Genomic DNA, 26,191 nt, shown 5'->3' with positions numbered 1-26,191 from the left:
TTACGCATTCCATGCCATAAGGGACAGGAGTCTCCTCCCGTCGCGGCTGTGGTGCCTGGTTTCACAGCGCCAGGGTTGCGGGAGCCCGCGTTGTCAGTGGTGCGGTGCACGATGGGGGGCATGACGGCTTCAGCGCTCGACGCCTTCTCCCCTGCGACCCGGAGCTGGTTCACGGGAGCCTTCAGCGCGCCCACCGCCGCGCAGGAGGGTGCCTGGCGGGCCATCGGCGAGGGCTCGGACGTGCTCGTGGTCGCCCCGACGGGCTCCGGCAAGACCCTGGCCGCATTCCTCGCGGCCCTGGACCGTCTCGCGTCCACGCCTCATCCCGCGGACCCGAAAATGCGCTGCCGTGTGCTGTACGTGTCGCCACTCAAGGCTCTTGCCGTCGATGTGGAGCGCAATCTCCGCAGTCCGCTGACCGGGATTCGCCATGAGTCCGTGCGGCTGGGTCTGCCCGAGCCGGATGTACGGGTCGGCATCCGCTCGGGCGACACCCCGGCCGCCGAGCGGCGGTCACTGGCCACCAAGCCGCCGGACATCCTGATCACGACACCCGAGTCGCTGTTTCTGATGCTCACCTCCTCGGCGCGGGACGCGCTGTCGGGAATCGAGACGGTGATCCTGGACGAGGTGCACGCCGTCGCGGGGACCAAGCGGGGCGCGCATCTCGCCGTATCGCTGGAGCGGCTCGACGAGCTGCTGCCGCGCCCCGCCCGGCGGATCGGGCTGTCGGCGACGGTGCGCCCGGTCGACGAGGTGGCCCGCTATCTGTCGCCGCAGCGCAAGGTGGAGATCGTCCAGCCGCCCTCGGGCAAGGAGTTCGACCTCTCGGTGGTCGTACCGGTGGAGGATCTGGGCGAGCTGGGCGGCTCCCCCGCGTCCGAGTCGGGCAATGGCGAGAAGCCCTCGATCTGGCCGCACGTCGAGGAGAAGATCGCCGACCTGGTCCAGGCGCACCGCTCCACGATCGTCTTCGCCAACTCCCGCCGCCTGGCGGAGCGACTGTGCAACCGCCTCAACGAGATCGCGTACGAACGGGCCACCGGAGAGGCTATGCCCGACGGGCCGCCACCGGCCGAGATCATGGCGCAGTCCGGAGCCGCGCACGGAGCACCCCCGCTCCTCGCCCGCGCGCACCACGGCTCGGTCTCCAAGGAGCAGCGCGCCCTGGTCGAGGAGGACCTGAAGGCAGGCCGGCTGCCCGCAGTCGTGGCCACTTCCAGCCTGGAGCTGGGCATCGACATGGGCTCGGTGGACCTGGTGGTCCAGGTCGAGTCGCCGCCGTCGGTCGCGTCCGGCCTCCAGCGGGTCGGCCGCGCCGGACACCAGGTGGGCGCTGTTTCCACTGGTGTCGTCTTCCCCAAGTACCGCGGCGATCTGGTGCAGTCGGCCGTCGTGACCGAGCGCATGCGCAGCGGCTCCATCGAGGCGCTGCGGATCCCGTCCAACCCGCTCGACGTGCTGGCCCAGCAGCTGGTCGCGATGGTCGCCCTGGACACCTGGCAGGTCGACGATCTGCTGGCGCTGGCACGCCGGGCCGCGCCCTTCGCCTCGCTGCCGGAGTCGGCCTTCACCGCCGTCCTCGACATGCTCGCCGGGCGATATCCCTCCGATGCCTTCGCCGAGCTGCGCCCACGCGTGGTGTGGGACCGCGTCGCCGGTACGGTCACGGGCCGGCCGGGAGCGCAGCGGCTCGCGGTCACCTCGGGCGGCACCATTCCCGACCGCGGACTGTTCGGCGTCTTCCTCGCCGGCGCGGACCCCAAGAAGGGCGGCGGCCGGGTCGGCGAGCTCGACGAGGAGATGGTGTACGAGTCCCGGGTGGGCGACGTCTTCACCCTCGGCACGACTTCCTGGCGGATCGAGGACATCACCCGCGACCGGGTGCTGGTCTCCCCCGCCCCCGGTGTTCCCGGCCGGCTTCCCTTCTGGAAGGGCGACCAGCTGGGCCGCCCACTCGAACTCGGCCGTGCGGTGGGCGCGTTCCTGCGCGAGGTGGGCGGGCTCACTCCCGAGGACGCCCGGCTGCGTCTGCTGGCCGCAGGCCTGGACGCGTGGGCCGCCGACAATGTCCTTGCCTATCTCGACGAGCAGCGCCGCGCCTGCGGCCATGTCCCCGACGACCGGACGATCCTCGTCGAGCGCTTTCGCGACGAGCTCGGCGACTGGCGGGTCGTGATCCACTCCCCCTTCGGCGCCCAGGTGCATGCCCCTTGGGCGCTGGCGCTCGGCGCCCGCCTGGCTGAGCGGTACGGAATGGACGCGCAGGTCATGCACGCCGACGACGGCATCGTGCTGCGGCTGCCCGACGCCGATCTGATGGGCCTTGACCTGCTCGACCAGGACCCGGTCCATCTCGACACGACCTACGACAGCGAGCAGGCTCCGATCGGCGCGGCGGACGCCGTCTTCGACAAGGGCGAGATCAATCAGATCGTCACCGACCAGGTGGGCGGCTCGGCGCTCTTCGCCTCCCGCTTCCGCGAGTGCGCCGCGCGTGCGCTGCTGCTCCCACGGCGCAATCCTGGCAAGCGCACGCCGCTGTGGCAGCAGCGCCAGCGCGCTGCCCAACTGCTTCAGGTGGCGAGCGAGTTCGGCTCCTTCCCGATCGTCCTCGAAGCGGTCCGCGAGTGCCTCCAGGACGTCTTCGACGTACCAGGGCTGACCGCCCTGATGGGCGACATCGAGTCCCGCCGGGTCCGCCTCGTCGAGGTCACAACACCCGAGCCCTCGCCCTTCGCCCGGTCGCTGCTGTTCGGTTACGTCGCCCAGTTCCTGTACGAGGGCGACTCACCGCTCGCCGAGCGGCGGGCCGCGGCCCTCTCCCTGGACTCGAGGCTGCTCGCCGAACTGCTCGGCCAGGCCGAACTGCGCGAGCTGCTCGACCCCGAAGTGCTGACCGAGCTGGAACGCGAACTGCGGTGGCTCACCGAGGACCGCCGGATCAAGGACGCCGAGAGCGTCGCCGACCTGCTGCGGATCCTCGGCCCGCTGACGGACGCGGAGTTGACGGAGCGCGGCGGGGACGAGCGGTGGCCCCGGGATCTGGCCGCATCGCGCCGGGCCATCCGGGTGCGGATCGCGGGCGCGGACCACTGGGCGGCGATCGAGGACGCGGGCCGGCTCCGGGACGCTCTGGGAACGGCGCTGCCGGTGGGCGTTCCGGAGGCATTCACGGAGCCGGTAAAGGATCCGCTCGGCGACCTGCTGGCACGGTTCGCGCGTACGCACGGTCCCTTCACCTCGACCCAGGCAGCGGCCCGCTTCGGCCTCGGCGCGGCGGTCACCGACGGCGCGCTGCACCGGCTCGCCGCGAGCGGACGGGTCGTCCAGGGAGAGTTCCACCCCTCGGGCATCGGCCAGGAGTGGTGCGACGCGGCCGTGCTGCGCAGACTGCGCCGCCGTTCGCTGGCCGCGCTGCGCCAGGAACTCGAGCCGGTCCCGCCCGCCGCCCTCGCCACGTTCCTTCCCCAGTGGCAGCACCTGGGCAGCAACAGCCTGCGCGGTATCGACGGACTCGCCCGCGCGATCGAGCAGCTCCAGGGGGCCGCGGTCCCTGCCTCAGCGCTGGAGAAGCTGATCCTCCCGTCGCGCGTCTCCGGTTATGCCCCCGGCCTGCTGGACGAACTGACCACGACGGGCGAGGTCATCTGGGCGGGAGCGGGCTCCCTCCCGGGCAAGGACGGCTGGATCTCCCTCTATCTCGCCGACGCCGCCCCGCTGCTCCTCCCCCAGCCCCACCCCCTGGAACTCAGCGCGCTCCACGAGTCGGTGCTCAACGCCCTCGCCCCCGGGTACGGTCTGTTCTTCCGCCAGATCGCCGACCAGATCCGGGCCACTACCCACCCCGACGCCACCGACCCCGAACTGGCCGACGCCGTCTGGGACCTTGCCTGGTCGGGACGGCTCACCAACGACAGTCTGGCGCCGCTCCGTTCGCTGCTCGGCTCGGGCCGCACCGCCGGGTCCACGGCTCATCGCGCCAGACGTACCGTGCCCCGCGGTCGGTACGGCAGCCTCACGGCCGCGGCCCGCCCCGCTTCCCGCACGGGCCCGCCGACGGTCAGCGGCCGCTGGTCGCTGCTCCCGGGCGGGGAGCCCGACCCCACCCATCGCGCGCACGCCATCGCACGCACGCTCCTTGACCGCCACGGCGTGGTGACCCGGGGGGCGGTGGCCGCGGAGGGTGTGGAGGGCGGCTTCTCCGCGACGTACCGCATCCTCTCCGCCTTCGAGGACAGCGGTCAGGCACGGCGCGGCTATGTCGTGGAGGGGCTGGGCGCGGCCCAGTTCGCGATGGACGGTGCGGTCGACCGCCTCCGGGCGGCGGCCACGGCCCGGGACCGGGCCGATGCGCAGACGGCACCGCAGGCCGTGGTGCTGGCCGCCGCCGACCCGGCCAATGCGTACGGCGCTGCGCTGCCCTGGCCGGAGCCGCCGACCGGCGCCGGCCACAAGCCAGGCCGGAAGGCGGGCTCCCTGGTGGTCCTGGTCGACGGCGAGCTGACCCTGTACATGGAACGCGGCGGCAAGACGCTGCTGGCCTGGGCCACCGACCCGGACTCACCTGTCCTCCACACGGCGGCGGGGGCGCTGGCGCAGGCGGCTCGCGCGGGGGCGTTGGGGACGGTGACGGTCGAGCGGACGAACGGCATACCGGCGCTGACGTCGCCGCTGGGCCGAGCGCTGGAGACGGCGGGATTCCACGCGACGCCGAGGGGGCTGCGGCTGCGGCCCTGACGGGGGTGCGGTGGGGTGCGGGTGCGCCTGCGGCGGGCCTTGCCCCCACCCCGCCCCTTCCCGTAACCGGGGGCGCCGCCCCGGACCCCCGCCCCTCAAACGCCGGCGAGGCTGATATCGCGTCCGGGACCGCGCCTCAAACGCCGGAGGGGCTGAAATGTGCGGCAGGGCCGCGCCTCCAGCCCGTCCGGCGTATGAGGACATGCGGCCGAAGGTCGCATACGGGGTCCGGGGCGAAGCCCCGTCGGGGGTCTGGGGGCTTGCCCCCAGTTCGGGATGGGGGTACCTCCCACGGCCGCCAGGCCGTAGGGGGAGGGCGGGGTGGGGAACAAGCCCGCCGCAGGCGACCGGCACCCCGCATCATGGATGCCATGCCCGAAGGAGACACCGTCTGGCAGACCGCCCAGCGCCTGCACACCGCCCTCGCAGGGCAAACCCTCACCCGGTCCGACCTCCGCGTCCCCCGCTTCGCCACCGCCGATCTCACCGGGCGGACCGTCCTGGACGTCACCCCGCGCGGCAAGCATCTGCTCACCCGCATCGAGGGCGGCCTGACCCTCCACTCGCATCTGCGGATGGAGGGCTCCTGGCAGGTGTACGCCTCCGGCGAGCGCTGGCGCGGCGGCCCAACTCACCAGATCCGGGCGATCCTCGGCAATGCCGCCCACACCGCCGTCGGCTACCGCCTGCCCGTCCTGGAGTTGCTGCGTACGGCCGACGAGAACCAGGCGGTCGGCCATCTCGGCCCGGACCTGCTGGGCCCCGACTGGGACCCGGACATCGCCGCCGCCAATCTGCTCGCGGACCCCTCCCGCCCCCTCGGCGAGGCCCTGCTCGACCAGCGAAATCTGGCGGGCATCGGCAATGTCTACAAGTCGGAGCTGGCCTTTCTGGCCCGGGTGACGCCCTGGCTGCCCGTCGGCGAGCTCCCCGCCGACACTCCCGCCCGCCTCGTCGCCACGGCCCACCGCCTCCTTGAAGCGAACAAGAACAGCTTCGACCGCCGCACCACCACCACTGCGGTCGGCCGCCGCCCCGGCGACCGGCTCCATGTCTACGGCCGCGAGGGGCGGCCGTGTCTGCGCTGCGGCACCGCGATCCGCAAGGCCGAGCAGGGCGACGGCAGCCGCGAGCGCCCCACCTACTGGTGCCCGGGCTGCCAGTCCGGACCCATTCCCTGATCCCGCCATACTAGTTGACGCCCCGTCAGATCCAGTCGTACGGTCCCCGCATGCCCCTCACGGCGTACGACCTCACCGGCCGCACCGCGTTCATCACCGGCGCGGCGAGCGGCATAGGCCGTGCCTGTGCCGTCCTGCTGGCCGAGGCGGGAGCCACCGTCCACTGCGCGGACGTCGACGAGAAAGGCCTCGACGAGACCCGGTCCCTGATCTCCGAGGCGGGCGGCACCGCGCACACCCATCCCCTCGACGTCAGCGAGCGTGCCCAGCTCAAGTCCGCGATCGAGTACGCCGCGAGCAGCGGCCGGCTGGACATCCTGGCCGCCGTCGCCGGAATCATGCACAGCAGCGCGGTCCTGGAGACGAGGGACGAGGACCTGGACCGCGTCCTCGCGGTCAATTTCAAGGGGATCCTGTACGCCTGCCAGGAGTCGGCGCGCCTGATGATCGCCGCAGGCACACCCGGTTCCATCGTCACCATGGCATCCGGCGCCGTGGATGCCGCGAGCGCTGGTCTGCTCTGCTACAGCGCTGCCAAGGCGGCCGTCGTCCAGCTCACCAAGACGCTCGCGACCGAACTCGGCCCGCACTCCATCCGGGTCAACGCCGTTGCCCCCGGCTGGATCCGCACGCCGATGACCGGCCGCCACGACGCGACGCTCCAGCACCAGGCCGAGGCGGCGATGGTCCGGCTGTCGCCGCTCCGCCGCGTGGGCGAGCCCGAGGACATCGCCCATACGGTGCTTCATCTGGCCTCGGACGCGTCCAGCTTCACGACGGGCCAGATCCTCCGCCCGAACGGCGGCGTCGCGATGCCCTGGTGATCCTGACCTCGCGCACCGCACCGATCCCGGCCGTGCTCCCGCGGGACGCTGTCACATGCACGGGCAGCAGGCTCAGCCCCCATCCGCCCGCTGCCACCGCGCCCTCCACAAGACCCGACTGCTCGGGCACCATCACCAGCCGCAGCACGGCCCACCACCACAGCCCGCCCGCCACCAGGCCCAGGGCGACCACCGGCGCGACCCCGCGTACTGCCATGGCTGCCTCCTCCGGTCCACGCTAGACCGGCGCAATCGCCCACGGGAGGGCGCACCGGAGCCCAAGCCGGCGCACAGTGCGCCGATCGCCTCTCTCCAGGGTGCGCCGGGACGCCAAAGCCCGCAGCCGCCCGAAGCCCGCCGGAAGCGAGACGCACGAAACCCGAAGCCCGGACCTATGCGCTCTCCGCCTGGAACATCCACGCGTGCTTCTCCAGATCCGCCGTCAGCCCGATCAGCACGTCCTGGCTCACCGGATCCGGATCCGCGGTCACCACGATCCGCTCCCGCATGCGCCCGATCACCGCCCCCAGTGCGTCCACCAGCGTCCGCACGGCATCCCCGTCCTTGATCCACCCCTCGGGCACCGCGCCGATCGCACTCTGCGCCGCCACCGTCGCGGCCCGCCCGTCCGGCGTCACCCCGATCGCCGACGCACGCTCGGCCACCGTGTCGGAGTGCTGTCGCGCGGTGTCCACCACCTCGTCGAGCTGCAGATGTACGGACCTGAAGCGCGGGCCCACGACATTCCAGTGGACCTGCTTCGCCACCAGCGCGAGATCCACCAGGTCGACGAGCGCACCCCTGAGCGCGTCGCCGACCGCCTTGAGGTCCGCCTCGGACAGAGAGCTCTTCACGACAGACATCCGTGTCCTCCACTCGGTTCGCAGCTACCCGCCCACGATTACACAGCCACCACAAACGGGACATCCAGGGCAAGCGAAAGCCCCGACCGGTACTCGCGTACCAGTCGGGGCTCAGCTGCAAACCAGGCCGTACAGAGCCGTACGGATCAGGCGGCGACGACGTCGACCGCCTCCGCAGGCGCCTTGATGGTCACCCGCTCCGTCGGCACACCCGCCACCGACGTCACGGAGACGGAATTGAGCATCGGGCGTACTGGCGCAGGCACCGGCTCGCTGGCCGCTGCCGACTCGGCCAGCTCGGCCAGCGACAGCTCGTCGCTCACTTCTCGCATGAGCTCGGACATCCGTACGTCAAGCGCGTCGCAGATCGCGGAGAGCAGCTCGGAGGAAGCCTCCTTCTGCCCCCGCTCCACCTCGGAGAGATAGCCGAGCGATACTCGGGCGGACGAGGAGACTTCGCGCAGAGTACGGCCCTGGCGCTGGCGCTGCCGACGCAGCACGTCACCCAGCAGGCGACGGAGCAGAATCATCGGTGGCTCCCTCCTCGGACCGCGTAGCCGCATCCTTCACGCCCCACCGTACCGCCTCGTGCCGCGGCCGTGCGGGGAGCGATGTCGTGTTCACTCAGGGCTGCAAACATCAAGTCCCCCCGTTCTGTTCCGTATCCTGTGTCCGCGCATTTTCATGGAGTTCGCCCGAGAGCAGTTCGAGCACGCTCCGTACACTCTCTCTACGGATGTCCACCCGGCCACCGTTCAATCGCAGAGCGGCCACCTTCCCGGCGCGGTCCGGTCCCGCGACCGCCACATAGACCGTCCCGACGGGCTGCCCGTCCTGCGGTTCGGGGCCCGCCACACCCGTGGTCGCGATGCCCCAGGAAGCGCCCAGCACCTCCCGCACACCGGCCGCCATCTGCTGTGCAACCTCGGGATCCACCGCGCCACGCTCCGCCAGAAGGGTCCCGTCGACGCCGAGAACATCCCTCTTCAGAGTGGTTGCGTACGCCGTCACGGAGCCGCGGAAGGTCTTCGAGGCTCCCGGTACGGCGGTCAGCTCGGCGGCCACCAGACCGCCGGTGAGCGACTCGGCGACGGCCAGCGTCTCGCCACGCTCCGCAAGCAGAGCAAGCACCCGAGCCGCGGTCGTCACCGCGTGTTCCCTGCCGCGGCCCGTTCCGCCGCCAGTCCCCTGCGCCTCAGCACAATCGCCTGTCGCACATAGTCGAGGCCCGTGAGAACCGTCAGCACGACGGCAACGGCCATCACCCAGAAGCGAAGAGTGGCCAGCGGCCCGGTCAGCGCCAGAACGTACATACCGACCGCCGTGCCCTGCGCGAGGGTCTTCATTTTGCCACCGCGACTGGCGGGAATTACTCCATGCCGGATCACCCAGAACCGCATCACCGTGATTCCGAGCTCCCGGAAGAGAATCACTCCGGTCACCCACCACGGCAGATCGCCGAGCGCCGACAGACAGATCAGCCCGGCCGCCATGATCGCCTTGTCGGCGATCGGGTCGGCGATCTTCCCGAAGTCGGTGACGAGGTTGTACGCCCGCGCCAGGTGGCCGTCGAAGATGTCGGTGATCATGGCCACGGCGAACGCCGCCCACGCCCAGGCCCGCCAGGCCGGGTCGTAGCCGCCGTCCTGGAGCATTAGCACGACGAAGGCCGGCACGAGCACCAGCCGCACCATGGTGAGGATGTTGGCGATGTTCCAGAGGCTGGCCTGATTGACGGCCGCAGCGCCCAGCTTGCCGCCGGGCGCCGGCCTACCCGTGCCGCCCCCCGCGGATGCCGGCACTCCGGTCATCTGCCTGCCTCCTCGGGAAGACATTCGGCCACCAGGTCGACGCCTTCCGTATCCACTGCCTTTGCCATGACGATACGGCCGGGCACAAGCCCGTCCCCCGTGGTGAAGACGACCTGGCCGTCGGTCTCGGGAGCCTGGTGCAGCGCACGGCCCACCGCACCGTCCTCGCCGTCCACCGACTCGACGAGCACCTCGAGCGTCTCGCCGAGACGCTCCTCGGCGCGCTGGGCGGTCAGCTCCTCCGCGAGCCGCGACAGGTGGTCGAGGCGCTCAGCGATGACGTCGGCGTCGAGCTTGTTGTCGTACGAGACCGCCTCGGTGCCGTCCTCGTCGGAGTAGCCGAAGACGCCGATGGCGTCCAGGCGCGCCTCGGTGAGGAAGCGTTCCAGTTCGGCGAAGTCCGCCTCGCTCTCGCCCGGGAAGCCGACGATGAAGTTGGACCGCACACCCGCCTGCGGAGCCTTGCCGCGGATGGTCTCCAGCAGCTCCAGGAAGCGTTCGGTGTCGCCGAAGCGCCGCATCGCGCGCAGCACGTCAGGCGCTGAGTGCTGAAAGGACAGGTCGAAGTAGGGGGCGATCTTCGGTGTCGAGGTGAGGACGTCGATCAGCCCCGGCCGCATCTCTGCGGGCTGCAGATAGCTGACCCGCACCCGCTCGATGCCGTCGACCTCGGCGAGCTCGGGCAGCAGGGTCTCCAGCAGGCGGATGTCGCCGAGGTCCTTGCCGTAGGAGGTGTTGTTCTCGGAGACGAGCATGACCTCCTTGACGCCCTGCTCGGCCAGCCAGCGCGTCTCGCCGAGCACATCGCTCGGCCGCCGCGAGATGAAGGAGCCACGGAAGGACGGGATGGCGCAGAACGAGCAGCGCCGGTCGCAGCCGGATGCCAGCTTCACGGAGGCGACAGGGCTGGTGTCGAGCCGGCGGCGCAGCGGGGCGCGAGGCCCGGAGGCGGGCGCGACGCCTTCCGGAAGATCCGCCGGCGCACCGTGCCCCGGCAGCGCCACGTCCATGCCGGCCTCCTGGCGCTCGACCGGGCTCAGCGGCAGCAGCTTGCGGCGGTCGCGCGGGGTGTGCGAGGCGTGGCTGCCGCCGTTGAGGATGGTCTGCAGGCGGTCGGAGATGTCGGCGTAGTCGTCGAAGCCGAGCACACCGTCCGCCTCGGGCAGCGCCTCGGCCAGCTCCTTGCCGTACCGCTCGGCCATGCAGCCGACGGCGACCACGGCCTGGGTCCGGCCGTGGTCCTTGAGGTCGTTGGCTTCGAGCAGGGCGTCGACGGAGTCCTTCTTGGCGGCCTCGACGAATCCGCAGGTGTTGACGACTGCGACATCCGCGTCGGAGGCTTCCTCGACGAGCTCCCAGCCGTCCGCTGCCAAGCGGCCTGCAAGCTCCTCCGAGTCCACCTCGTTACGGGCGCAGCCAAGAGTGACAAGGGCGACGGTACGGCGTTCGGGCATGGGCTCAAGACTACTTTGTCCTGACCCACGCCCCTGCCCCCAGGGTTCTGGGCCCCTCGACGCCTTGCGAGCTAGCCGACCTCGGGGTCGCCCTTGGTGTAGGAGAGCCGCTCGACCTGGCCCGTCTCGAACTCGTCCTCGACCTTCTTGCCGTTCACATACAGCTCGATCGCGCCGGCGTTCCCGAGGATCAGGTCGACCCGCTCGTCGTCCTGGAAGGTCTTGGACTCGCCTTTGAGGAGGGTTCCGTCGAAGAGCAGCTTGCCGTTGTGCGATTTGGCGGAGATCCAGCTCTTGTCGTCCAGGACGGAGAGCTTCACCGTCACCTTGTCCTTCGGCACCGCCGCGATGGCACTGTCGGAGGGGGTGGGATCGGCGGGCTTGGCCGGGGCGGGCTTTGTCGGCGTGGGCTTCTGGTCGGGCGCCGGGCCCTCCGCCACATGGTTGTCCTTGTTGCCGCTGTCGCCGCCGTTGACGAGCGTGAAGCCGACGAAGCCGATCACCGCGACGATCGCGGCGACCATGGCGGCGGTCCAGTTGGGACGGCCGCGTTCGGGACGGATGCGTTCGGCCTCGAAGAGCGGCGCGGCAGGTGTGGGGGCGGGACGGCCGCCGTGGTCCGCGTCGTACTGCGCGACGAGCGGATCGGGATCGAGCCCGACGGCACGCGCGATCGTGCGGATATGACCGCGCGCGTAGACGTCGCCGCCACAGCGGGAGAAGTCGTCCTCTTCGATCGCGTGCACGATCGGGACGCGCACCCGGGTGGAGGAGCTGACCTCGTCAACGGTCAGACCTGCGGCGGTGCGGGCTTCCTGGAGCGCACGTCCGATCGAAGGCCGGTCGTCCTCAGCCGGGGGTTCGACTGAAGGCCGGTCGTCTTCGGGGGAGTTGCCGATGGACACGGGGGCGCCTTTCGAGCGTGTAGCCACCTGCTGGAGGTTCAGTCTATGGGTGGTACGAAAGGGTGGGGCAACCGGGCGGAGGGAGTTTGTACGCCATCAGAATGGCGGGCTGTCCCGATGGTGGGACATATGGCTGTCCCTCCCTCCAACTTGACGTACGACCAAGGGAAACGGTTGCTCTCAGAAGGGTTACGACTCGGACTCCCCGCGTATCACGGCGAGCACTCCGTCCAGCTCATCAGGTTTCACGAGAACGTCGCGCGCCTTGGAGCCCTCGCTCGGCCCGACGATGCTCCGCGACTCCATCAGATCCATCAGTCTTCCCGCCTTCGCGAAGCCCACACGCAACTTCCGCTGGAGCATCGACGTCGACCCGAACTGGGTGGACACGACCAGCTCGGCCGCCTGGCAGAGCAGATCGAGGTCGTCGCCGATGTCCTCGTCGATCTCCTTCTTCTGCTTGGTGCCGACCACGACGTCCTCGCGGAAGACGGGCGCCATCTGATCTTTGCAGTGCTGGACGATCGCCGCGACTTCGTCCTCGGTGACGAAGGCGCCCTGCATACGGGTGGGCTTGTTGGCGCCCATCGGCAGGAAGAGGCCGTCGCCCTTGCCGATCAGCTTCTCGGCGCCGGGCTGGTCGAGGATGACCCGGCTGTCGGCGAGCGACGATGTCGCGAAGGCCAGCCGTGAGGGCACGTTCGCCTTGATCAGACCGGTGACGACATCGACGGACGGCCGCTGGGTCGCCAGAACCAGATGGATGCCGGCGGCGCGAGCCAGCTGGGTGATGCGGACGATGGCGTCCTCGACATCGCGCGGCGCGACCATCATCAGATCGGCGAGCTCGTCGACGATGACCAGCAGATAGGGATACGGCGTGAGCTCGCGCTCGCTGCCCTCCGGCGGCTTGACCTTGCCGTTCCTGATGGCCTGGTTGAAGTCGTCGATATGGCGGTAGCCGTACGCCGCGAGGTCGTCGTAGCGCAGGTCCATCTCGCGCACGACCCACTGAAGCGCCTCGGCGGCCCGCTTGGGGTTGGTGATGATCGGCGTGATCAGGTGCGGAATGCCCTCGTACGCGTTGAGCTCGACCCGCTTGGGGTCGACGAGCACCATGCGTACGTCCTCCGGGGTCGCCCGCACCATGACCGAGGTGATCAGACAGTTGATGCAGGAGGACTTTCCGGAGCCGGTCGCGCCCGCGACCAGGACGTGCGGCATCTTGGCGAGGTTGGCCATCTCGTAGCCGCCCTCGACGTTCTTGCCGAGGGCGACCAGCATGGGGTGGTCGTCCTCCGCCGCGTCGGCGAGGCGCAGCACATCGCCGAGCTTGACCATCTCGCGGTCGGAGTTCGGGATCTCGATGCCGACCGCGGACTTGCCGGGGATCGGGGAGATGATCCGTACGTCGGGGCTGGCGACGGCGTACGCGATGTTCTTGGTGAGGGCGGTGATCCGCTCGACCTTCACGGCCGGGCCCAGCTCCACCTCGTACCGCGTGACCGTCGGACCGCGGGTGAAGCCGGTGACCGCCGCGTCGACCTTGAACTCCATGAAGACGTTGCTGAGCGAGGCGACGACCGCGTCGTTGGCGGCGCTGCGCGTCTTGCCCGGGCCGCCGCGCTCCAGCAGGTCCAGGGAGGGCAGGGCGTAGGTGATGTCGCCGGAGAGCTGAAGCTGCTCGGCGCGCGCCGGCAGGGGCTGTGACTCCTCGGGCGCGGGCTTGGTCAGATCCGGTACGGATCCCTTCGACCCGCTCTGCTTCGGCTGGGGCTCCTCCGGCTCGCGCGCGCCGGGCACCGGGCTCGCCGCCCGTCGGCGCTCGGCGGTGACATCGCGCGTGAGGTCGGCGACGAGCGGGGAGGGCGGCATGCCGTTCAGTACGGCACCGTCGAGTGCGGCGGCTGCCGCCGCTGCCACGTCCACGGCGTCCATCGGGCGGTCCATGGCGGGCTGCACCGAGGGCCTGCGCGGCCGCCTGCGCCTGGACAGCGCCTCCTGCTCGGCGTGGTCCGGGTCGTAGTCCGCCGGGGCTTCGCTCCGGCGCGCGGAGGAGCGGCGCGCACGCCCGGGCACAGCCTCGCGCCACTGCTCGTCGTAACGCTCGTCGTCGGTGGCATCGCCGTCCGCCCCCGGCTCGTACACGGGGTCGACGATGCCCAGCTTGGATCCGAGCAGCCGCAGCCGCTGAGGAATCGCGTTGACGGGGGTCGCGGTGACGACGAGCAGCCCGAAGATCGTGAGCAGTACGAGCAGCGGTACGGCGAGCACCTCGCCCATGGTGAAGATCAGCGGCTTGGACGCGGCCCAGCCGATCAGCCCGCCCGCGTCCTGCATCGCCTCGGTGCCTTCCCCGCGGCCTGGCGAGCCGCAGGCGATATGAACCTGGCCGAGCACACCGACGACGAGCGCGGACAGACCGATCACGATCCGGCCGTTCGCCTCGGGCTTCTCGGGATACAGGATCAGCCGTACAGCGATCGCGGCCAGCAGTATCGGCACGAGCAGATCGAGCCGGCCGAAGGCTCCGGTCACCAGCATCTCGACGAGATCGCCGACCGGGCCGCTCAGATTGGACCAGGTACCCGCGGCGACGATCAGGCCCAGGGCGAGGAGCAGCAGCGCCAGGCCGTCCTTGCGGTGCGCGGGGTCCAGACCCTTGGCGCCCCGCCCTATGCCGCGGAACATGGCGCCCACGGCGTGGGCGAGACCGAGCCAGAGGGCGCGCACCAGGCGGTACACGCCCCCCGTGGGGGACGGTGCGGGCTTCGGCGCGGCCTTCTTGGCCGCCGCCTTCTTCGCGGGTGCTTTCTTCGTGGGCACGGTCTTCTTCGCGGCGGCTTTCTTGGCGGGCGCCGCCTTCTTCGCGGCACCGGTCGTACGGCCGGCGCGCGGTTTCGCGGTGCCCGCCGCGCCCTGGGAACCCTTGCCGGACGTACGTGAGGCCATGATGGTGAGGTTACCGGTGTCGACCGCAGTGGACACGTGTGCCTACTGCTTCACCCGTTCGTGTCGTCGTCCGGGGGCCGGAGACTGACGGTCCCTCAAGCTCCCGGTGCCGGTTCAGTTCTGCGAGGGCAGCGTCGGCGTACCACCGCCGGCGCCCGGCTCCAGCGCGTCGAGCGCCCGGCGCAAACCCGTGAGTTTGCGTTCGAGATGGGCGGCGGTGGCTACGGCGGCGGCATCTGCCGAGTCGTCGTCAAGCTGCTTGGACAGCGCCTCGGCCTGTTCCTCAACTGCCGCGAGCCGTGCGGAAAGCTCGGCGAGCAGCCCCGCGGGCTCCTTGCTGTTCCCCGCCGGGTGTCCGCCGCCCTCCAGCTGGAGGCGCAGCAGCGCGGCCTGCTCACGCAGTTGGCAGTTCTTCATGTAGAGCTCGACGAAGACCGAGACCTTCGCGCGCAGTACCCACGGGTCGAAGGGCTTGGAGATGTAGTCGACCGCACCCGCGGCGTAACCCCGGAAGGTGTGGTGCGGGCCGTGGTTGATCGCGGTGAGGAAGATGATCGGGATGTCCCGGGTCCGCTCCCGCCGCTTGATGTGTGCGGCCGTCTCGAATCCGTCCATGCCGGGCATCTGGACATCCAGCAGAATGACCGCGAAGTCGTCCGTCAGCAGCGCTTTGAGCGCTTCCTCCCCTGACGATGCCCGCACCAGTGTCTGATCGAGCGCGGAGAGGATCGCCTCCAGCGCGAGCAGATTCTCCGGCCGGTCATCGACCAGGAGGATCTTGGCCTTCTGCACCATGGCCCGTCCTCCTCGCCCCGGAAGTGCACCGGGCGCCGCCCCAGGGGACGACTCCCTTGCGTCGCCCGTCCTTGTGCCGGTCATGGTAGCCGCACCCCGCCTGTCGCCACACCCTGTCACCGTGATGTCACTGTGCACGTAGCAGAAACGTAGCGGGAGACCAGAAGGTTCCCCGAATACCGCCGCCTCACACGCCTTCGGCCACAGTCAGTCAGCAACTCGCGGCGATCCGGGCAGGCATCGCTCACTCCCCGCGCATCCATTGCTCCATCACCGAGAGCAAATGGTCAGGATCAACCGGCTTGGTGACATAGTCGGAAGCGCCGGACTCGATGGCCTTCTCGCGGTCGCCCTTCATCGCCTTCGCGGTCAGCGCGATGATCGGCAGACCGGCGAACTGCGGCATCCTGCGGATCGCCGTCGTCGTGGCGTACCCGTCCATTTCCGGCATCATGATGTCCATCAGTACGACCGTCACATCGTCGTGCTGCTCCAGGACTTCGATGCCCTCCCGGCCGTTCTCCGCGTACAGCACCGACAGGCCGTGCTGCTCCAGCACGCTGGTGAGGGCGAAGACATTACGGATGTCGTCGTCGACGATGAGCACCTTCTCGCTGTCGAACACGAAGGTGCGCCTCGCCTCCGACGCCTCCTGGCTGCCGTTCGCCGCGGCCCACTGCTCCGAGCCGGGCGCCGCGCCCTGGCGCCCGGGCAGCGCGTGCCGCTGCTCCACGGAGCCGAGAGCGTTGCGCCGGCGCCGGAACAGAGCCGCGGGACCCGCGTGGGCGTCCAAAGGCCCCGTCGGCTCCTGGTGCCCCTGCGGGATGAAGTCCTCCCCACCGTCGTCGGCGCCGCCGCGCATCGGATCGGCGGCGCCGGGGGCGAGCTGCGGGTAGCCCTGCGGCGGCAGTTCGCTCGGGTGAAGGGGCAAGTAGAGAGTGAAGGTCGAGCCGCGGCCCGGTTCGCTCGCCGCGTGGATCTCACCGCCGAGCAGCCGGGCGATCTCCCGGCTGATCGACAGACCCAGGCCCGTACCGCCGTACTTGCGGCTGGTCGTGCCGTCCGCCTGCTTGAACGCCTCGAAGATCACCCGCATCTTGCCGGCCGCGATCCCGATCCCGGTGTCCGTGACGGAGAAGGCGATCAGATCGCCGTCCGCGTCGCGCAGCGAGCCCGCCTCCAGCAGCTGCTCGCGGATCGACTGCGGCACATCGGCGCTCGCCGGCCGGATCACCAGCTCGACCGCGCCGCTGTCGGTGAACTTCACCGCGTTGGACAGGAGATTGCGAAGCACCTGCAGCAGTCGCTGCTCGTCGGTGTGCAGCGTCGCGGGCAGCTCCGGCGACACCCGGACGGAGAAGTCGAGACCCTTCTCCGCGGTCAGCGGCCGGAAGGTCGCCTCCACATAGTCGACGAGCTGCACCAGAGCGATACGGGTCGGGCTGACGTCCATCTTGCCCGCCTCGACCTTCGACAGATCGAGGATGTCGTTGATCAGCTGCAGCAGATCGGAACCCGCGCCATGGATCGTCTCGGCGAACTCCACCTGCTTCGGCGAGAGATTGCCCTCGGCGTTGTCCGCGAGCAACTTGGCCAGGATCAGCAGGGAGTTGAGCGGCGTACGCAGCTCGTGCGACATGTTCGCCAGGAACTCCGACTTGTAGCGCATCGAGACCGCGAGCTGCTCGGCCCGCTCCTCCAGCACCTGCCGCGCCTCTTCGATCTCGGTGTTCTTCACCTCGATGTCGCGGTTCTGCTGCGCCAGCAGCTCGGCCTTCTCCTCCAGCTCGGCGTTGGAGGCCTGCAGCGCCTTCTGCCGGTTCTCCAGCTCCGCCGAGCGCTCACGCAGCTGCTCGGTCAGCTCCTGCGACTGCTTGAGCAGCACCTCGGTCTTCGTATTGACGCTGATGGTGTTGACGCTCGTCGCGATCATCTCGGCGATCTGGTTGAGGAAGTCCCGCTGGATCTGGGTGAAGGGCTGGAACGACGCCAGCTCGATCACACCGAGGACCTTCCCCTCGAAGAGCACCGGCAGCACGATCACATACGCCGGTGAGGCCTCCCCGAGCCCCGAGGAGATCTTCAGATAGCCAGGCGGCACATTCACCTGGATGGTCCGCTTCTCCTCGGCCGCGGTGCCGATCAGGGTCTCGCCGGGACGGAACGACGTCGGCATCAGACCGGCGGAGTAGCCGTAACTGCCGCGCATGCACAGCTCGTACGACAGCTCCCCGCCCCCCGGCACATCCGCGCCGCCGCCCGTCGGCATCGCCAGGAAGAACGCGCCGTGCTGCGCCGAGACGACCGGCGTGAGCTCGCTCATGATCAGCGAGGCCACGTCGTCGAGGTCGCGGCGGCCCTGCATCAGACCGGAGATACGGGCCAGGTTGCCCTTGAGCCAGTCCTGCTCCTCGTTGGCGAGGGTGGTGTCGCGGAGGTTCGCGATCATCGTGTTGATGTTGTCCTGCAGGACCTGGATCTCACCAGCCGCGTCCACGTCGATCTTGAGGTTCAGATCGCCGCGGGTCACCGCCGTCGCCACGGCCGCGATCGCGCGCACCTGACGGGTCAGGTTCCCGGCCATCTCGTTCACCGACTCGGTGAGGTCGCGCCAGGTGCCGTCGACGTCCCGGACCCGGGCCTGACCGCCCAACTGCCCGTCCGTGCCGACCTCGCGGGCCACGCGGGTGACCTCTCCGGCGAACGAGGACAGCTGGTCGACCATCGTGTTGATGGTGGTCTTCAGCTCCAGGATCTCGCCCCGGGCGTCGATGTCGATCTTCCGGGTGAGGTCGCCCTTGGCGATGGCGGTGGTGACCGTTGCGATCTGGCGCACCTGACCGGTCAGATTGGAGGCCATCGAGTTCACGGACTCGGTGAGGTCCTTCCACGTACCGGAGACGCCCGGCACATGGGCCTGGCCGCCCAGTTCGCCCTCGGTGCCCACCTCGCGCGCCACCCGGGTCACCTCGTCGGCGAACGACGACAGCGTCGTCACCATCGTGTTGACAGTCTCGGCCAGCTCGGCGACCTCGCCGCGCGCCTCGACCGTCACCTTCTTCGTCAGATCACCGTTGGCGACCGCCGCGGAGACCCGGGCGATGTTACGCACCTGATTGGTGAGGTTGTTGGCCATCAGGTTGACGTTGTCGCTGAGGTCCTTCCAGATGCCGGTGACGCCACGGACCCGCGCCTGGCCGCCCAGCACACCTTCCGTACCCACCTCACGGGCGACCCTGGTCACCTCGTCGGCGAAGTCGGACAGCTGGTCGACCATCGTGTTGACCGTCGTCACCAGCTCCAGGATCTCGCCCTTGGCGTCGACGGTGATCTTCTTGGAGAGGTCGCCCTTGGCGACCGCCGTCGTCACCTCGGCGATATTGCGCACCTGCGAAGTCAGGTTGTTCGCCATGAAGTTGACGGACTGGGTGAGGTCCTTCCACGTGCCGGAGACACCCTGCACCTCGGCCTGGCCGCCCAGGATGCCCTCGGTGCCCACCTCGCGTGCCACCCGCGTGACCTGCTCGGCGAAGTTTGAGAGCTGGTCCACCATCGTGTTGAGGGTGTTCTTCAGCTCCAGGATCTCGCCCCGGGCATCCACGTCGATCTTCTGCGACAGGTCGCCGCGGGCCACCGCCGTGGCGACCTGCGCGATGTTACGGACCTGACCGGTGAGATTCTCGGCCATTCCATTCACCGAGTCGGTCAGATCACGCCATACCCCGGCGACGCCCGGCACCTGCGCCTGGCCGCCGAGGCGGCCCTCCGTACCCACGTCCCGCGCCACCCGGGTCACCTGCTCGGCGAAGGCCGAGAGCTGGTCGACCATCGTGTTGATGGTGTTCTTCAGCTCCAGGATCTCGCCCCGGGCATCAACGTCGATTTTCTGCGACAGGTCGCCGCGGGCCACCGCTGTCGTCACCTGAGCGATCTGCCGCACCTGTGAAGTCAGGTTCCCCGCCATGAAGTTGACGGAGTCGGTCAGTTCCTTCCACGTACCGCTGACGCCGTCGACCCGCGCCTGGCCGCCCAGGATGCCCTCCGTGCCCACGTCCCGCGCCATCCGCGTGACCTGGTCGGCGAACGAGGACAGCTGCGACACCATCGTGTTGACGGTGTTCTTCAGCTCCAGCATCTCGCCCGCGACATTGACCGTGACCTTCTGCGACAGATCACCATTGGCGACCGCCGTCGTCACCTGGGCGATGTCCCGCACCTGGCCGGTGAGGTTACGGAACGCGGTGTTCACCGAGTCCGTGAGGTCCTTCCAGGTGCCTGCCGCGCCCGGCACTCCGGCCTGCCCGCCGAGGCGGCCCTCGACGCCGACCTCCCGGGCCACTCGCGTCACTTCGGAACCGAAAGCCGAGAGCTGGTCCACCATCGTGTTGACGGTGTTCTTCAGCTCCAGCATCTCGCCCGCGACATCCACCGTGACCTTCTGCGACAGATCACCATTGGCGACCGCCGTCGTCACCTGGGCGATGTCCCGCACCTGGGTGGTCAGATTGCGGAAGACGGTGTTCACCGAGTCGGTGAGGTCCTTCCACGTCCCGGCCGCTCCCGGCACCTGCGCCTGCCCACCGAGCAGACCCTCGGCCCCGACCTCGCTCGCCACTCGCGTGACCTCGTCCGCGAACGTACGCAGCGTCTCGGTCATCTGATTGATGGTCTCGGCGAGCTGCGCCACCTCACCGCGCGCGCTCACCGTGACCTTCTGCGACAGATCGCCGTTGGCGACAGCAGTCGTGACCTCGGCGATGCCGCGTACCTGCGAGGTCAGATTGCCGGCCATGGTGTTCACCGAATCGGTGAGGTCCTTCCACACACCCGCCACACCGGGCACCGTCGCCTGGCCGCCGAGTTCGCCCTCCGTACCGACCTCCCGGGCCACCCGGGTGACCTCGGAGGAGAAAGAGGACAGCTGGTCGACCATCGTGTTGACGGTGTTCTTCAGCTGAAGCATCTCGCCGGCCACATGGACAGTGACCTTTCGTGACAGATCACCCTTGGCCACGGCCGTGGTAACGAGAGCAATGTCACGTACCTGAGCGGTCAACCGGTACGCCATGGTGTTGACCGAATCCGTGAGGTCTTTCCACGAACCGGACATACCGCGCACCTGTGCCTGGCCGCCGAGCTTGCCCTCAGTACCGACCTCCAGCGCCACCCGCGTCACCTCGTCGGTGAACGCCGACAGCTGGTCGACCAGGTTGTTGACGGTACGTGCGACCTTCAGGAATTCGCCGCGCAGCGGCCGTACCGACCCGTCCGTGCCGTCCGGGGCGTGCGAGCGCAGCTCCATACGCTGCTCCAGGTCGCCCTCGGCGACCGCTGAGAGGACCCGCCCCACCTCGGACACCGGGCGCGCCAGATCGTCCACCAGCGCGTTCGAGGCGTCGATGGCGGCCGCCCAGGAGCCCTCACAGGCCCCCGTCTCCAGCCGCTCGGTCAGCTTCCCCTCGCGCCCGACCATCCTGCGTACGCGTGCGAGCTCACCCGTAAGGTGCAGATTCCGGTCCGCCACCTCGTTGAAAACGGCGGCGATCTCGGCCATCACGCCGTCGCCGGACACCGTCAGGCGCCTACGGAAGTTCCCGTCCCTCATCGACACCAGAGCCGCCAGCAGCCTGTTCAGGGCCGCCGAATCGACTTCGGTTGTCCCATTGTTCCGGGACCGTCCGCCTTTTGCGCGCGTGTTGTTGGCACGCGCCGCCACGCCAGACTCCACCGTGTCCCTCCCGCAGGGGTTGACCGTACTGCCCGGGCTGTCTCCGGAAGCCTGCCCAGTGTTTCACCATGGCCGAACCAGGCCATAACAGTTCGGCAGCTTCGCATAGCGTCCCCACCCCCGGTAGGCGGAAACAGCATCGACCGGCATCCGCCCGGACAGCGAAGGTAAGTAACCTGGCATCCGGCTGTCCAACCGCCCCGTCCGCCCGGCGGGGGCGGTGTGGAGCGAGTACTGGCACCGGGCACCGGGAGGGGCAGGCCGCATCATGGCAGAGCCGGGCGTCGAAACGCGTACGAGGAGTTCCGTGATCACCGCGCGGGCGGCTGCCACCTTCGACCCTGTCGGGCGGTCCGTCGCGACCGCCCGCGCCTTCGTCCGCGACACACTCCAGGGGTGGGGGCACGCCGACGTCGTGGACGACGCGGTCGTCCTCACCAGCGAGCTCGTCACCAACGCCGTCGTGCACGCGGGCACAGCCGCCGATGTCCTGTGTCTGCGCACGGACGACGGCGTACGCGTCGAAGTCGGCGACCGCTACCCGGAACGGGAGATCCCGCTCCAGGGCAGCGGCCGTGTCATCGTCAGCCCCGACCGCGAGAACGGCCGCGGTCTGCTTCTGTGCGCGGCTCTCGCCTCCCGCTGGGGCGTCGAGTACACCCCCACCCACAAGCAGGTGTGGTTCCAACTCGACCTCCCCCAGCGCCCGGTGGGCACCCGCTCCGCCGGCCCGGTCCTGCCCGTGGCCCTGCTCCCGGTCGCCGACGAACGCGTACGCGTCGCCGTCATCCAGATCGACCGCTCCGGCTCGATCTCCGTCTGGAACGAGGACGCGGAGCACCTCTTCGGCTACCCGGCCGACCAGGTCATCGGCAAGCCCCTCACCGACGTCGCCGCCTGGCCGCACACGCCCGGCATCGGCACCGGCATCGCCGACGCGCTGCGACTCTCACGCTGGGAAGGCAGTTACGGCATCCGCGGCACCGACGGCCGGGTCGTCCCCGTCTACGCGTCGCACCTTCGCGTACGGGACACCAACGGCGAGCCCTCCACCGTCTGCCTTCTCGTACGTGACGACGAACGCGCCATCCTGCAGACTCCGCAGCGCGCCCCCGTGACCGAAACCGGCGCCGAGAGCCGCAGCACCGACCCCTTCGAGATCTTCATCGGCTCCCCCGCACCCGACGACCTCGACGGCCTCCTCCAGCGCACCGTCGAACGCGCCCGCGACATGCTCGACGGCGACGCCGCTTTCCTGCTGCTCGCCACCGACGACGAGACCGAGCTGGAGGTACGGGCCACCACCGGACTGCCCTCCGCCCGCCAGCGGTTCGCCCGCGTCCCCGTCGAAGCCGGCACCGGCCGCTACGGCTCCGCCCGTATGCCCGCCGTCCACGAGGACCTCACCGCCGTCCCCGGGGCCGTCCCGCTCCTCAACTCCACCGGCATGCGCTCGGTCGTCACCGTCCCCCTCAAGGTCGAGGGCCGCCTCACCGGCTCCCTTGGCGTCGCCGCCGAATCCGCGGGCCGCTACTCCAACGAGGAGGCCCTGCGCCTCCAGTTCGCCGCCGACCGCATCGCCCTGGCCGTCGAATCGGCGCGCCTCGGCGAACTGGAACGACTGCGCCGCGGCTCCCTCTCCTTCCTCGTCGAGGCCTCCGACCTACTCGCCGGAACACTCGACCGCGACCAGACCCTGGCCCTGATGGCCCAGATGACGGTTCCGACACTCGCCACCTGGTGCGCCGTCTACACGATTGCCGACCCGGCCTCCGAGCCGTATCTCAGCTACGTACTCCACGAGGACGAGGAGAGGATCGACGGCCTCAAGGCCCTCCTCTCCAAGATCGACCCGCCCGACCCGGTGACGACCCCCGGCGCCCGCGTGTGGACCGCGCCGGCCGACGCCGCCCACCGGGCCGCCCTGCGCACCTCCCGGCGCGAACTCGGCCTGGGCTCAAGCCCGCCGGTCTCCTCCGGCATCGGCGCCACCCTCGCCACGGCCGCCGCGGTCGGCGGCGAGACAGTCGTCCTGCCGCTTGTCGCCCGCAACCGCGTCATCGGCATGCTGACCCTCGGCAAGCCCTCGGACGACCACTTCCGCCAGGAGATCCTGGAACTCGCCGAAGACCTCTCCCGCCGAGCGGCCCTCGCCCTCGACAACGCCCGCCTGTACTCCGAGCGCGTGGCGATCAGCCAGTCCCTCCAGCGCAGCCTGCTCCCGCCGGAACTCCCCCATGTCCCCGGCGTGGAGGTCGAAGTCATCTACCGGGCGGCGGGCGAAGGCAACGAAGTCGGCGGTGACTTCTACGATCTCTTCCCGATCCGCGACGGCGCGTACGGCTTCGCCATCGGCGACGTCTGCGGTACGGGCCCGGAAGCCGCGGCCGTCACCGGCCTCGCCCGCCACGCCCTGCGTCTGCTCGCCCGGGAGGGCTTCGGAGGCCCCGCCGTCCTGGAGCGGCTGAACGCCGCGATCCTCGACGAGGGAGCCCGCAGCCGCTTCCTCACCCTCCTCTATGGCGAGTTGTGGCCACAGGAAGACGGCAGTGCGATCCTCAAGGTCGTCTGCGCCGGCCACCCGCTCCCGCTGCGCCTGCGCCAGGACGGCAGCGTCGAAGCGGCTGCCGAACCCCAGCCCCTCCTCGGCGTCATGGACGACCTGGAGCTGTACGAGCAGATGGTGACCCTCGACCCGGGCGACGTCCTGCTCTGTGTCACGGACGGCGTCACCGAACGCCGCGAGGGCACCCGCATGCTGGGCGACGACGGTCTGATCGACGTCCTCACCAACTGCACGGGCCTCACCGCGGGCGCGGTCGCCTCTCGCGTCCTGCGCGCTGTCGAACGCTTCGCCGCCGAGCCCGCGTCCGACGACATGGCGATCCTGGCGATGCGCGTCCCGGAGCCCCACAGGTCCTGAACACGCCGAAGGCCCCCGCCAGTTGGCGAGGGCCTTCGTCTGTACGAGCCCCAATACGGAATCGAACCGTAGACCTTCTCCTTACCATGGAGACGCTCTACCGACTGAGCTATTGGGGCGTGCTGCGCGGCGGCAACGAGATAGATCATACACCGAACAGACGGGTGCTTCGAACCGCCGCACCCGGTCCGCAGCCTTGGTCCACGTACTAAGGTCCACGTGGACGCCGGCATCAGCACCCTGAACGCAAAAATGCCTCAACCCCCGGACAGAGTCCGGGGGTTGAGGCTAAAAATTGTTCGGCGGCGTCCTACTCTCCCACAGGGTCCCCCCTGCAGTACCATCGGCGCTGAAAGGCTTAGCTTCCGGGTTCGGAATGTAACCGGGCGTTTCCCTGACGCAATGACCACCGAAACACTGTGAAGTTATCGATTCCGGAATCCCCCGGGCCATGGGGGACTCGACAGTTCGTTACTTCAGAACTGACACAGTGGACGCGAGCAACTGAGGACAAGCCCTCGGCCTATTAGTACCAGTCAGCTCCACCCCTTGCGGGGCTTCCACATCTGGCCTATCAACCCAGTCGTCTACTGGGAGCCTTAACCCCTCGAAGGGGGTGGGAGTCCTCATCTCGAAGCAGGCTTCCCGCTTAGATGCTTTCAGCGGTTATCCTTTCCGAACGTAGCCAACCAGCCATGCCCTTGGCAGGACAACTGGCACACCAGAGGTTCGTCCGTCCCGGTCCTCTCGTACTAGGGACAGCCCTTCTCAAGACTCCTACGCGCACAGCGGATAGGGACCGAACTGTCTCACGACGTTCTAAACCCAGCTCGCGTACCGCTTTAATGGGCGAACAGCCCAACCCTTGGGACCGACTCCAGCCCCAGGATGCGACGAGCCGACATCGAGGTGCCAAACCATCCCGTCGATATGGACTCTTGGGGAAGATCAGCCTGTTATCCCCGGGGTACCTTTTATCCGTTGAGCGACGGCGCTTCCACAAGCCACCGCCGGATCACTAGTCCCGACTTTCGTCCCTGCTCGACCCGTCGGTCTCACAGTCAAGCTCCCTTGTGCACTTACACTCAACACCTGATTGCCAACCAGGCTGAGGGAACCTTTGGGCGCCTCCGTTACTCTTTGGGAGGCAACCGCCCCAGTTAAACTACCCATCAGACACTGTCCCTGATCCGGATCACGGACCCAGGTTAGACATCCAGCACGACCAGAGTGGTATTTCAACGACGACTCCACCTGAACTGGCGTCCAAGCTTCACAGTCTCCCACCTATCCTACACAAGCCGAACCGAACACCAATATCAAACTGTAGTAAAGGTCCCGGGGTCTTTCCGTCCTGCTGCGCGAAACGAGCATCTTTACTCGTAGTGCAATTTCACCGGGCCTATGGTTGAGACAGTCGAGAAGTCGTTACGCCATTCGTGCAGGTCGGAACTTACCCGACAAGGAATTTCGCTACCTTAGGATGGTTATAGTTACCACCGCCGTTTACTGGCGCTTAAGTTCTCAGCTTCGCCACACCGAAATGTGACTAACCGGTCCCCTTAACGTTCCAGCACCGGGCAGGCGTCAGTCCGTATACATCGCCTTACGGCTTCGCACGGACCTGTGTTTTTAGTAAACAGTCGCTTCTCGCTGGTCTCTGCGGCCACCCCCAGCTCAAGGAGCAAGTCCTCTCACCAGTGATGGCCCCCCTTCTCCCGAAGTTACGGGGGCATTTTGCCGAGTTCCTTAACCATAGTTCACCCGAACGCCTCGGTATTCTCTACCTGACCACCTGAGTCGGTTTAGGGTACGGGCCGCCATGAAACTCGCTAGAGGCTTTTCTCGACAGCATAGGATCATCCACTTCACCACAATCGGCTCGGCATCAGGTCTCAGCCTCAATGTGTGACGGATTTGCCTGCCACACGGCCTACACCCTTACCCCGGGACAACCACCGCCCGGGCTGGACTACCTTCCTGCGTCACCCCATCGCTTACCTACTACCACCTTG

At 69.0% G+C, this 26,191-nt stretch carries 14 protein-coding genes, 1 tRNA gene and 2 rRNA genes (1 of these 17 running past the window's edge); 4 read left to right on the top strand and 13 right to left on the bottom strand.

Features of this window, described 5'->3' with window-relative positions; all coding sequences use genetic code 11:
• Window positions 1-120 precede the first annotated feature (120 nt).
• The 3 genes from OOK40_RS33320 to OOK40_RS33310 all read left to right on the top strand — a co-directional run bounded on the left by OOK40_RS33320 (window position 121) and on the right by OOK40_RS33310 (window position 6,745).
• Window positions 121-4,740 (top strand): ATP-dependent helicase, encoded by a 4,620-nt coding sequence (locus tag OOK40_RS33320; protein ID WP_266489083.1) that lies wholly within the window; start codon window positions 121-123, stop codon window positions 4,738-4,740.
• Between the two features lie 371 nt (window positions 4,741-5,111).
• Window positions 5,112-5,921, top strand: a complete 810-nt coding sequence (locus tag OOK40_RS33315; RefSeq protein WP_266489082.1) for an Fpg/Nei family DNA glycosylase — start codon at window positions 5,112-5,114, stop codon at window positions 5,919-5,921.
• Window positions 5,922-5,971: 50 nt separating this feature from the next.
• Window positions 5,972-6,745 (top strand): SDR family NAD(P)-dependent oxidoreductase, encoded by a 774-nt coding sequence (locus OOK40_RS33310; RefSeq protein WP_266489080.1) that lies wholly within the window; start codon window positions 5,972-5,974, stop codon window positions 6,743-6,745.
• Here OOK40_RS33310 and OOK40_RS33305 read toward each other — a convergent pair.
• From OOK40_RS33305 to OOK40_RS33260, 10 genes are all read right to left on the bottom strand, one after another.
• Window positions 6,693-6,962 (bottom strand): hypothetical protein, encoded by a 270-nt coding sequence (locus OOK40_RS33305; protein ID WP_266489078.1) that lies wholly within the window; start codon window positions 6,960-6,962, stop codon window positions 6,693-6,695. The genes OOK40_RS33310 and OOK40_RS33305 overlap by 53 nt on opposite strands.
• A 175-nt stretch (window positions 6,963-7,137) precedes the next feature.
• Window positions 7,138-7,608 (bottom strand): Dps family protein, encoded by a 471-nt coding sequence (locus tag OOK40_RS33300; protein WP_266489075.1) that lies wholly within the window; start codon window positions 7,606-7,608, stop codon window positions 7,138-7,140.
• 146 nt (window positions 7,609-7,754) lie between these two features.
• Window positions 7,755-8,138, bottom strand: coding sequence for a helix-turn-helix domain-containing protein (locus OOK40_RS33295; RefSeq protein WP_019889909.1), 384 nt, complete (start codon window positions 8,136-8,138; stop codon window positions 7,755-7,757).
• A 109-nt stretch (window positions 8,139-8,247) separates the two neighbouring features.
• Window positions 8,248-8,757, bottom strand: coding sequence for a CinA family protein (locus OOK40_RS33290; RefSeq protein WP_266489070.1), 510 nt, complete (start codon window positions 8,755-8,757; stop codon window positions 8,248-8,250).
• Complete coding sequence (gene pgsA, locus OOK40_RS33285; RefSeq protein WP_266489068.1) at window positions 8,754-9,419, bottom strand: CDP-diacylglycerol--glycerol-3-phosphate 3-phosphatidyltransferase; 666 nt, start codon at window positions 9,417-9,419, stop codon at window positions 8,754-8,756. The genes OOK40_RS33290 and pgsA overlap by 4 nt, the downstream gene beginning before the upstream one ends.
• The gene (gene rimO, locus OOK40_RS33280) at window positions 9,416-10,873 is read right to left on the bottom strand and encodes a 30S ribosomal protein S12 methylthiotransferase RimO (protein ID WP_266489066.1); all 1,458 of its coding nucleotides are present in this window, start codon (window positions 10,871-10,873) and stop codon (window positions 9,416-9,418) included. The genes pgsA and rimO overlap by 4 nt, the downstream gene beginning before the upstream one ends.
• A gap of 71 nt (window positions 10,874-10,944) precedes the next feature.
• A complete protein-coding gene (locus OOK40_RS33275; protein WP_266489064.1) occupies window positions 10,945-11,778 on the bottom strand; it encodes a helix-turn-helix domain-containing protein in 834 nt (277 codons plus the stop codon).
• A 189-nt stretch (window positions 11,779-11,967) separates the two neighbouring features.
• The gene (locus OOK40_RS33270; protein WP_266489061.1) at window positions 11,968-14,730 is read right to left on the bottom strand and encodes a DNA translocase FtsK; all 2,763 of its coding nucleotides are present in this window, start codon (window positions 14,728-14,730) and stop codon (window positions 11,968-11,970) included.
• Window positions 14,731-14,844: 114 nt separating this feature from the next.
• A complete protein-coding gene (locus OOK40_RS33265) occupies window positions 14,845-15,525 on the bottom strand; it encodes a two-component system response regulator (RefSeq protein ID WP_266489058.1) in 681 nt (226 codons plus the stop codon).
• A 244-nt stretch (window positions 15,526-15,769) separates the two neighbouring features.
• Window positions 15,770-21,253, bottom strand: coding sequence for a HAMP domain-containing protein (locus tag OOK40_RS33260; RefSeq protein ID WP_266489055.1), 5,484 nt, complete (start codon window positions 21,251-21,253; stop codon window positions 15,770-15,772).
• A gap of 268 nt (window positions 21,254-21,521) precedes the next feature.
• Here OOK40_RS33260 and OOK40_RS33255 point away from each other — a divergent pair, with 268 nt between their 5' ends.
• On the top strand, window positions 21,522-24,176 hold the full coding sequence (locus tag OOK40_RS33255) for a SpoIIE family protein phosphatase (protein WP_266489052.1): 2,655 nt from the start codon (window positions 21,522-21,524) through the stop codon (window positions 24,174-24,176).
• Window positions 24,177-24,222: 46 nt separating this feature from the next.
• Here the strand turns inward: OOK40_RS33255 and OOK40_RS33250 are convergent.
• The 3 genes from OOK40_RS33250 to OOK40_RS33240 form a co-directional block, all read right to left on the bottom strand.
• A tRNA-Thr gene (locus OOK40_RS33250) sits at window positions 24,223-24,295 on the bottom strand.
• 178 nt (window positions 24,296-24,473) lie between these two features.
• Window positions 24,474-24,590 (bottom strand): 5S ribosomal RNA (gene rrf / locus OOK40_RS33245).
• Window positions 24,591-24,682: 92 nt separating this feature from the next.
• A 23S ribosomal RNA gene (locus OOK40_RS33240) occupies window positions 24,683-26,191 on the bottom strand (it continues 1,615 nt past the right edge of the window).

Origin of the sequence: Streptomyces sp. NBC_01481 (genome assembly GCF_026339995.1) — a bacterium.
Classification (GTDB): Bacteria; Actinomycetota; Actinomycetes; order Streptomycetales; family Streptomycetaceae; genus Streptomyces.
The sequence above is the reverse complement of the archived record's forward strand: the minus strand, read 5'-3'. Positions and strand labels throughout refer to the sequence as shown.

Bases quoted from the DNA above. Each gene is read 5' to 3' on its own strand.
- pgsA (WP_266489068.1), bottom strand. From the start codon at position 9,419: ATGACCGGAGTGCCGGCATCCGCGGGGGGCGGCACGGGTAGGCCGGCG.
- OOK40_RS33295 (WP_019889909.1), bottom strand. From the start codon at position 8,138: ATGATTCTGCTCCGTCGCCTGCTGGGTGACGTGCTGCGTCGGCAGCGC.
- OOK40_RS33320 (WP_266489083.1), top strand. From the start codon at position 121: ATGACGGCTTCAGCGCTCGACGCCTTCTCCCCTGCGACCCGGAGCTGG.
- OOK40_RS33305 (WP_266489078.1), bottom strand. From the start codon at position 6,962: ATGGCAGTACGCGGGGTCGCGCCGGTGGTCGCCCTGGGCCTGGTGGCG.
- OOK40_RS33255 (WP_266489052.1), top strand. From the start codon at position 21,522: ATGGCAGAGCCGGGCGTCGAAACGCGTACGAGGAGTTCCGTGATCACC.
- OOK40_RS33300 (WP_266489075.1), bottom strand. From the start codon at position 7,608: ATGTCTGTCGTGAAGAGCTCTCTGTCCGAGGCGGACCTCAAGGCGGTC.
- rimO (WP_266489066.1), bottom strand. From the start codon at position 10,873: ATGCCCGAACGCCGTACCGTCGCCCTTGTCACTCTTGGCTGCGCCCGT.
- OOK40_RS33270 (WP_266489061.1), bottom strand. From the start codon at position 14,730: ATGGCCTCACGTACGTCCGGCAAGGGTTCCCAGGGCGCGGCGGGCACC.
- OOK40_RS33265 (WP_266489058.1), bottom strand. From the start codon at position 15,525: ATGGTGCAGAAGGCCAAGATCCTCCTGGTCGATGACCGGCCGGAGAAT.
- OOK40_RS33310 (WP_266489080.1), top strand. From the start codon at position 5,972: ATGCCCCTCACGGCGTACGACCTCACCGGCCGCACCGCGTTCATCACC.
- OOK40_RS33315 (WP_266489082.1), top strand. From the start codon at position 5,112: ATGCCCGAAGGAGACACCGTCTGGCAGACCGCCCAGCGCCTGCACACC.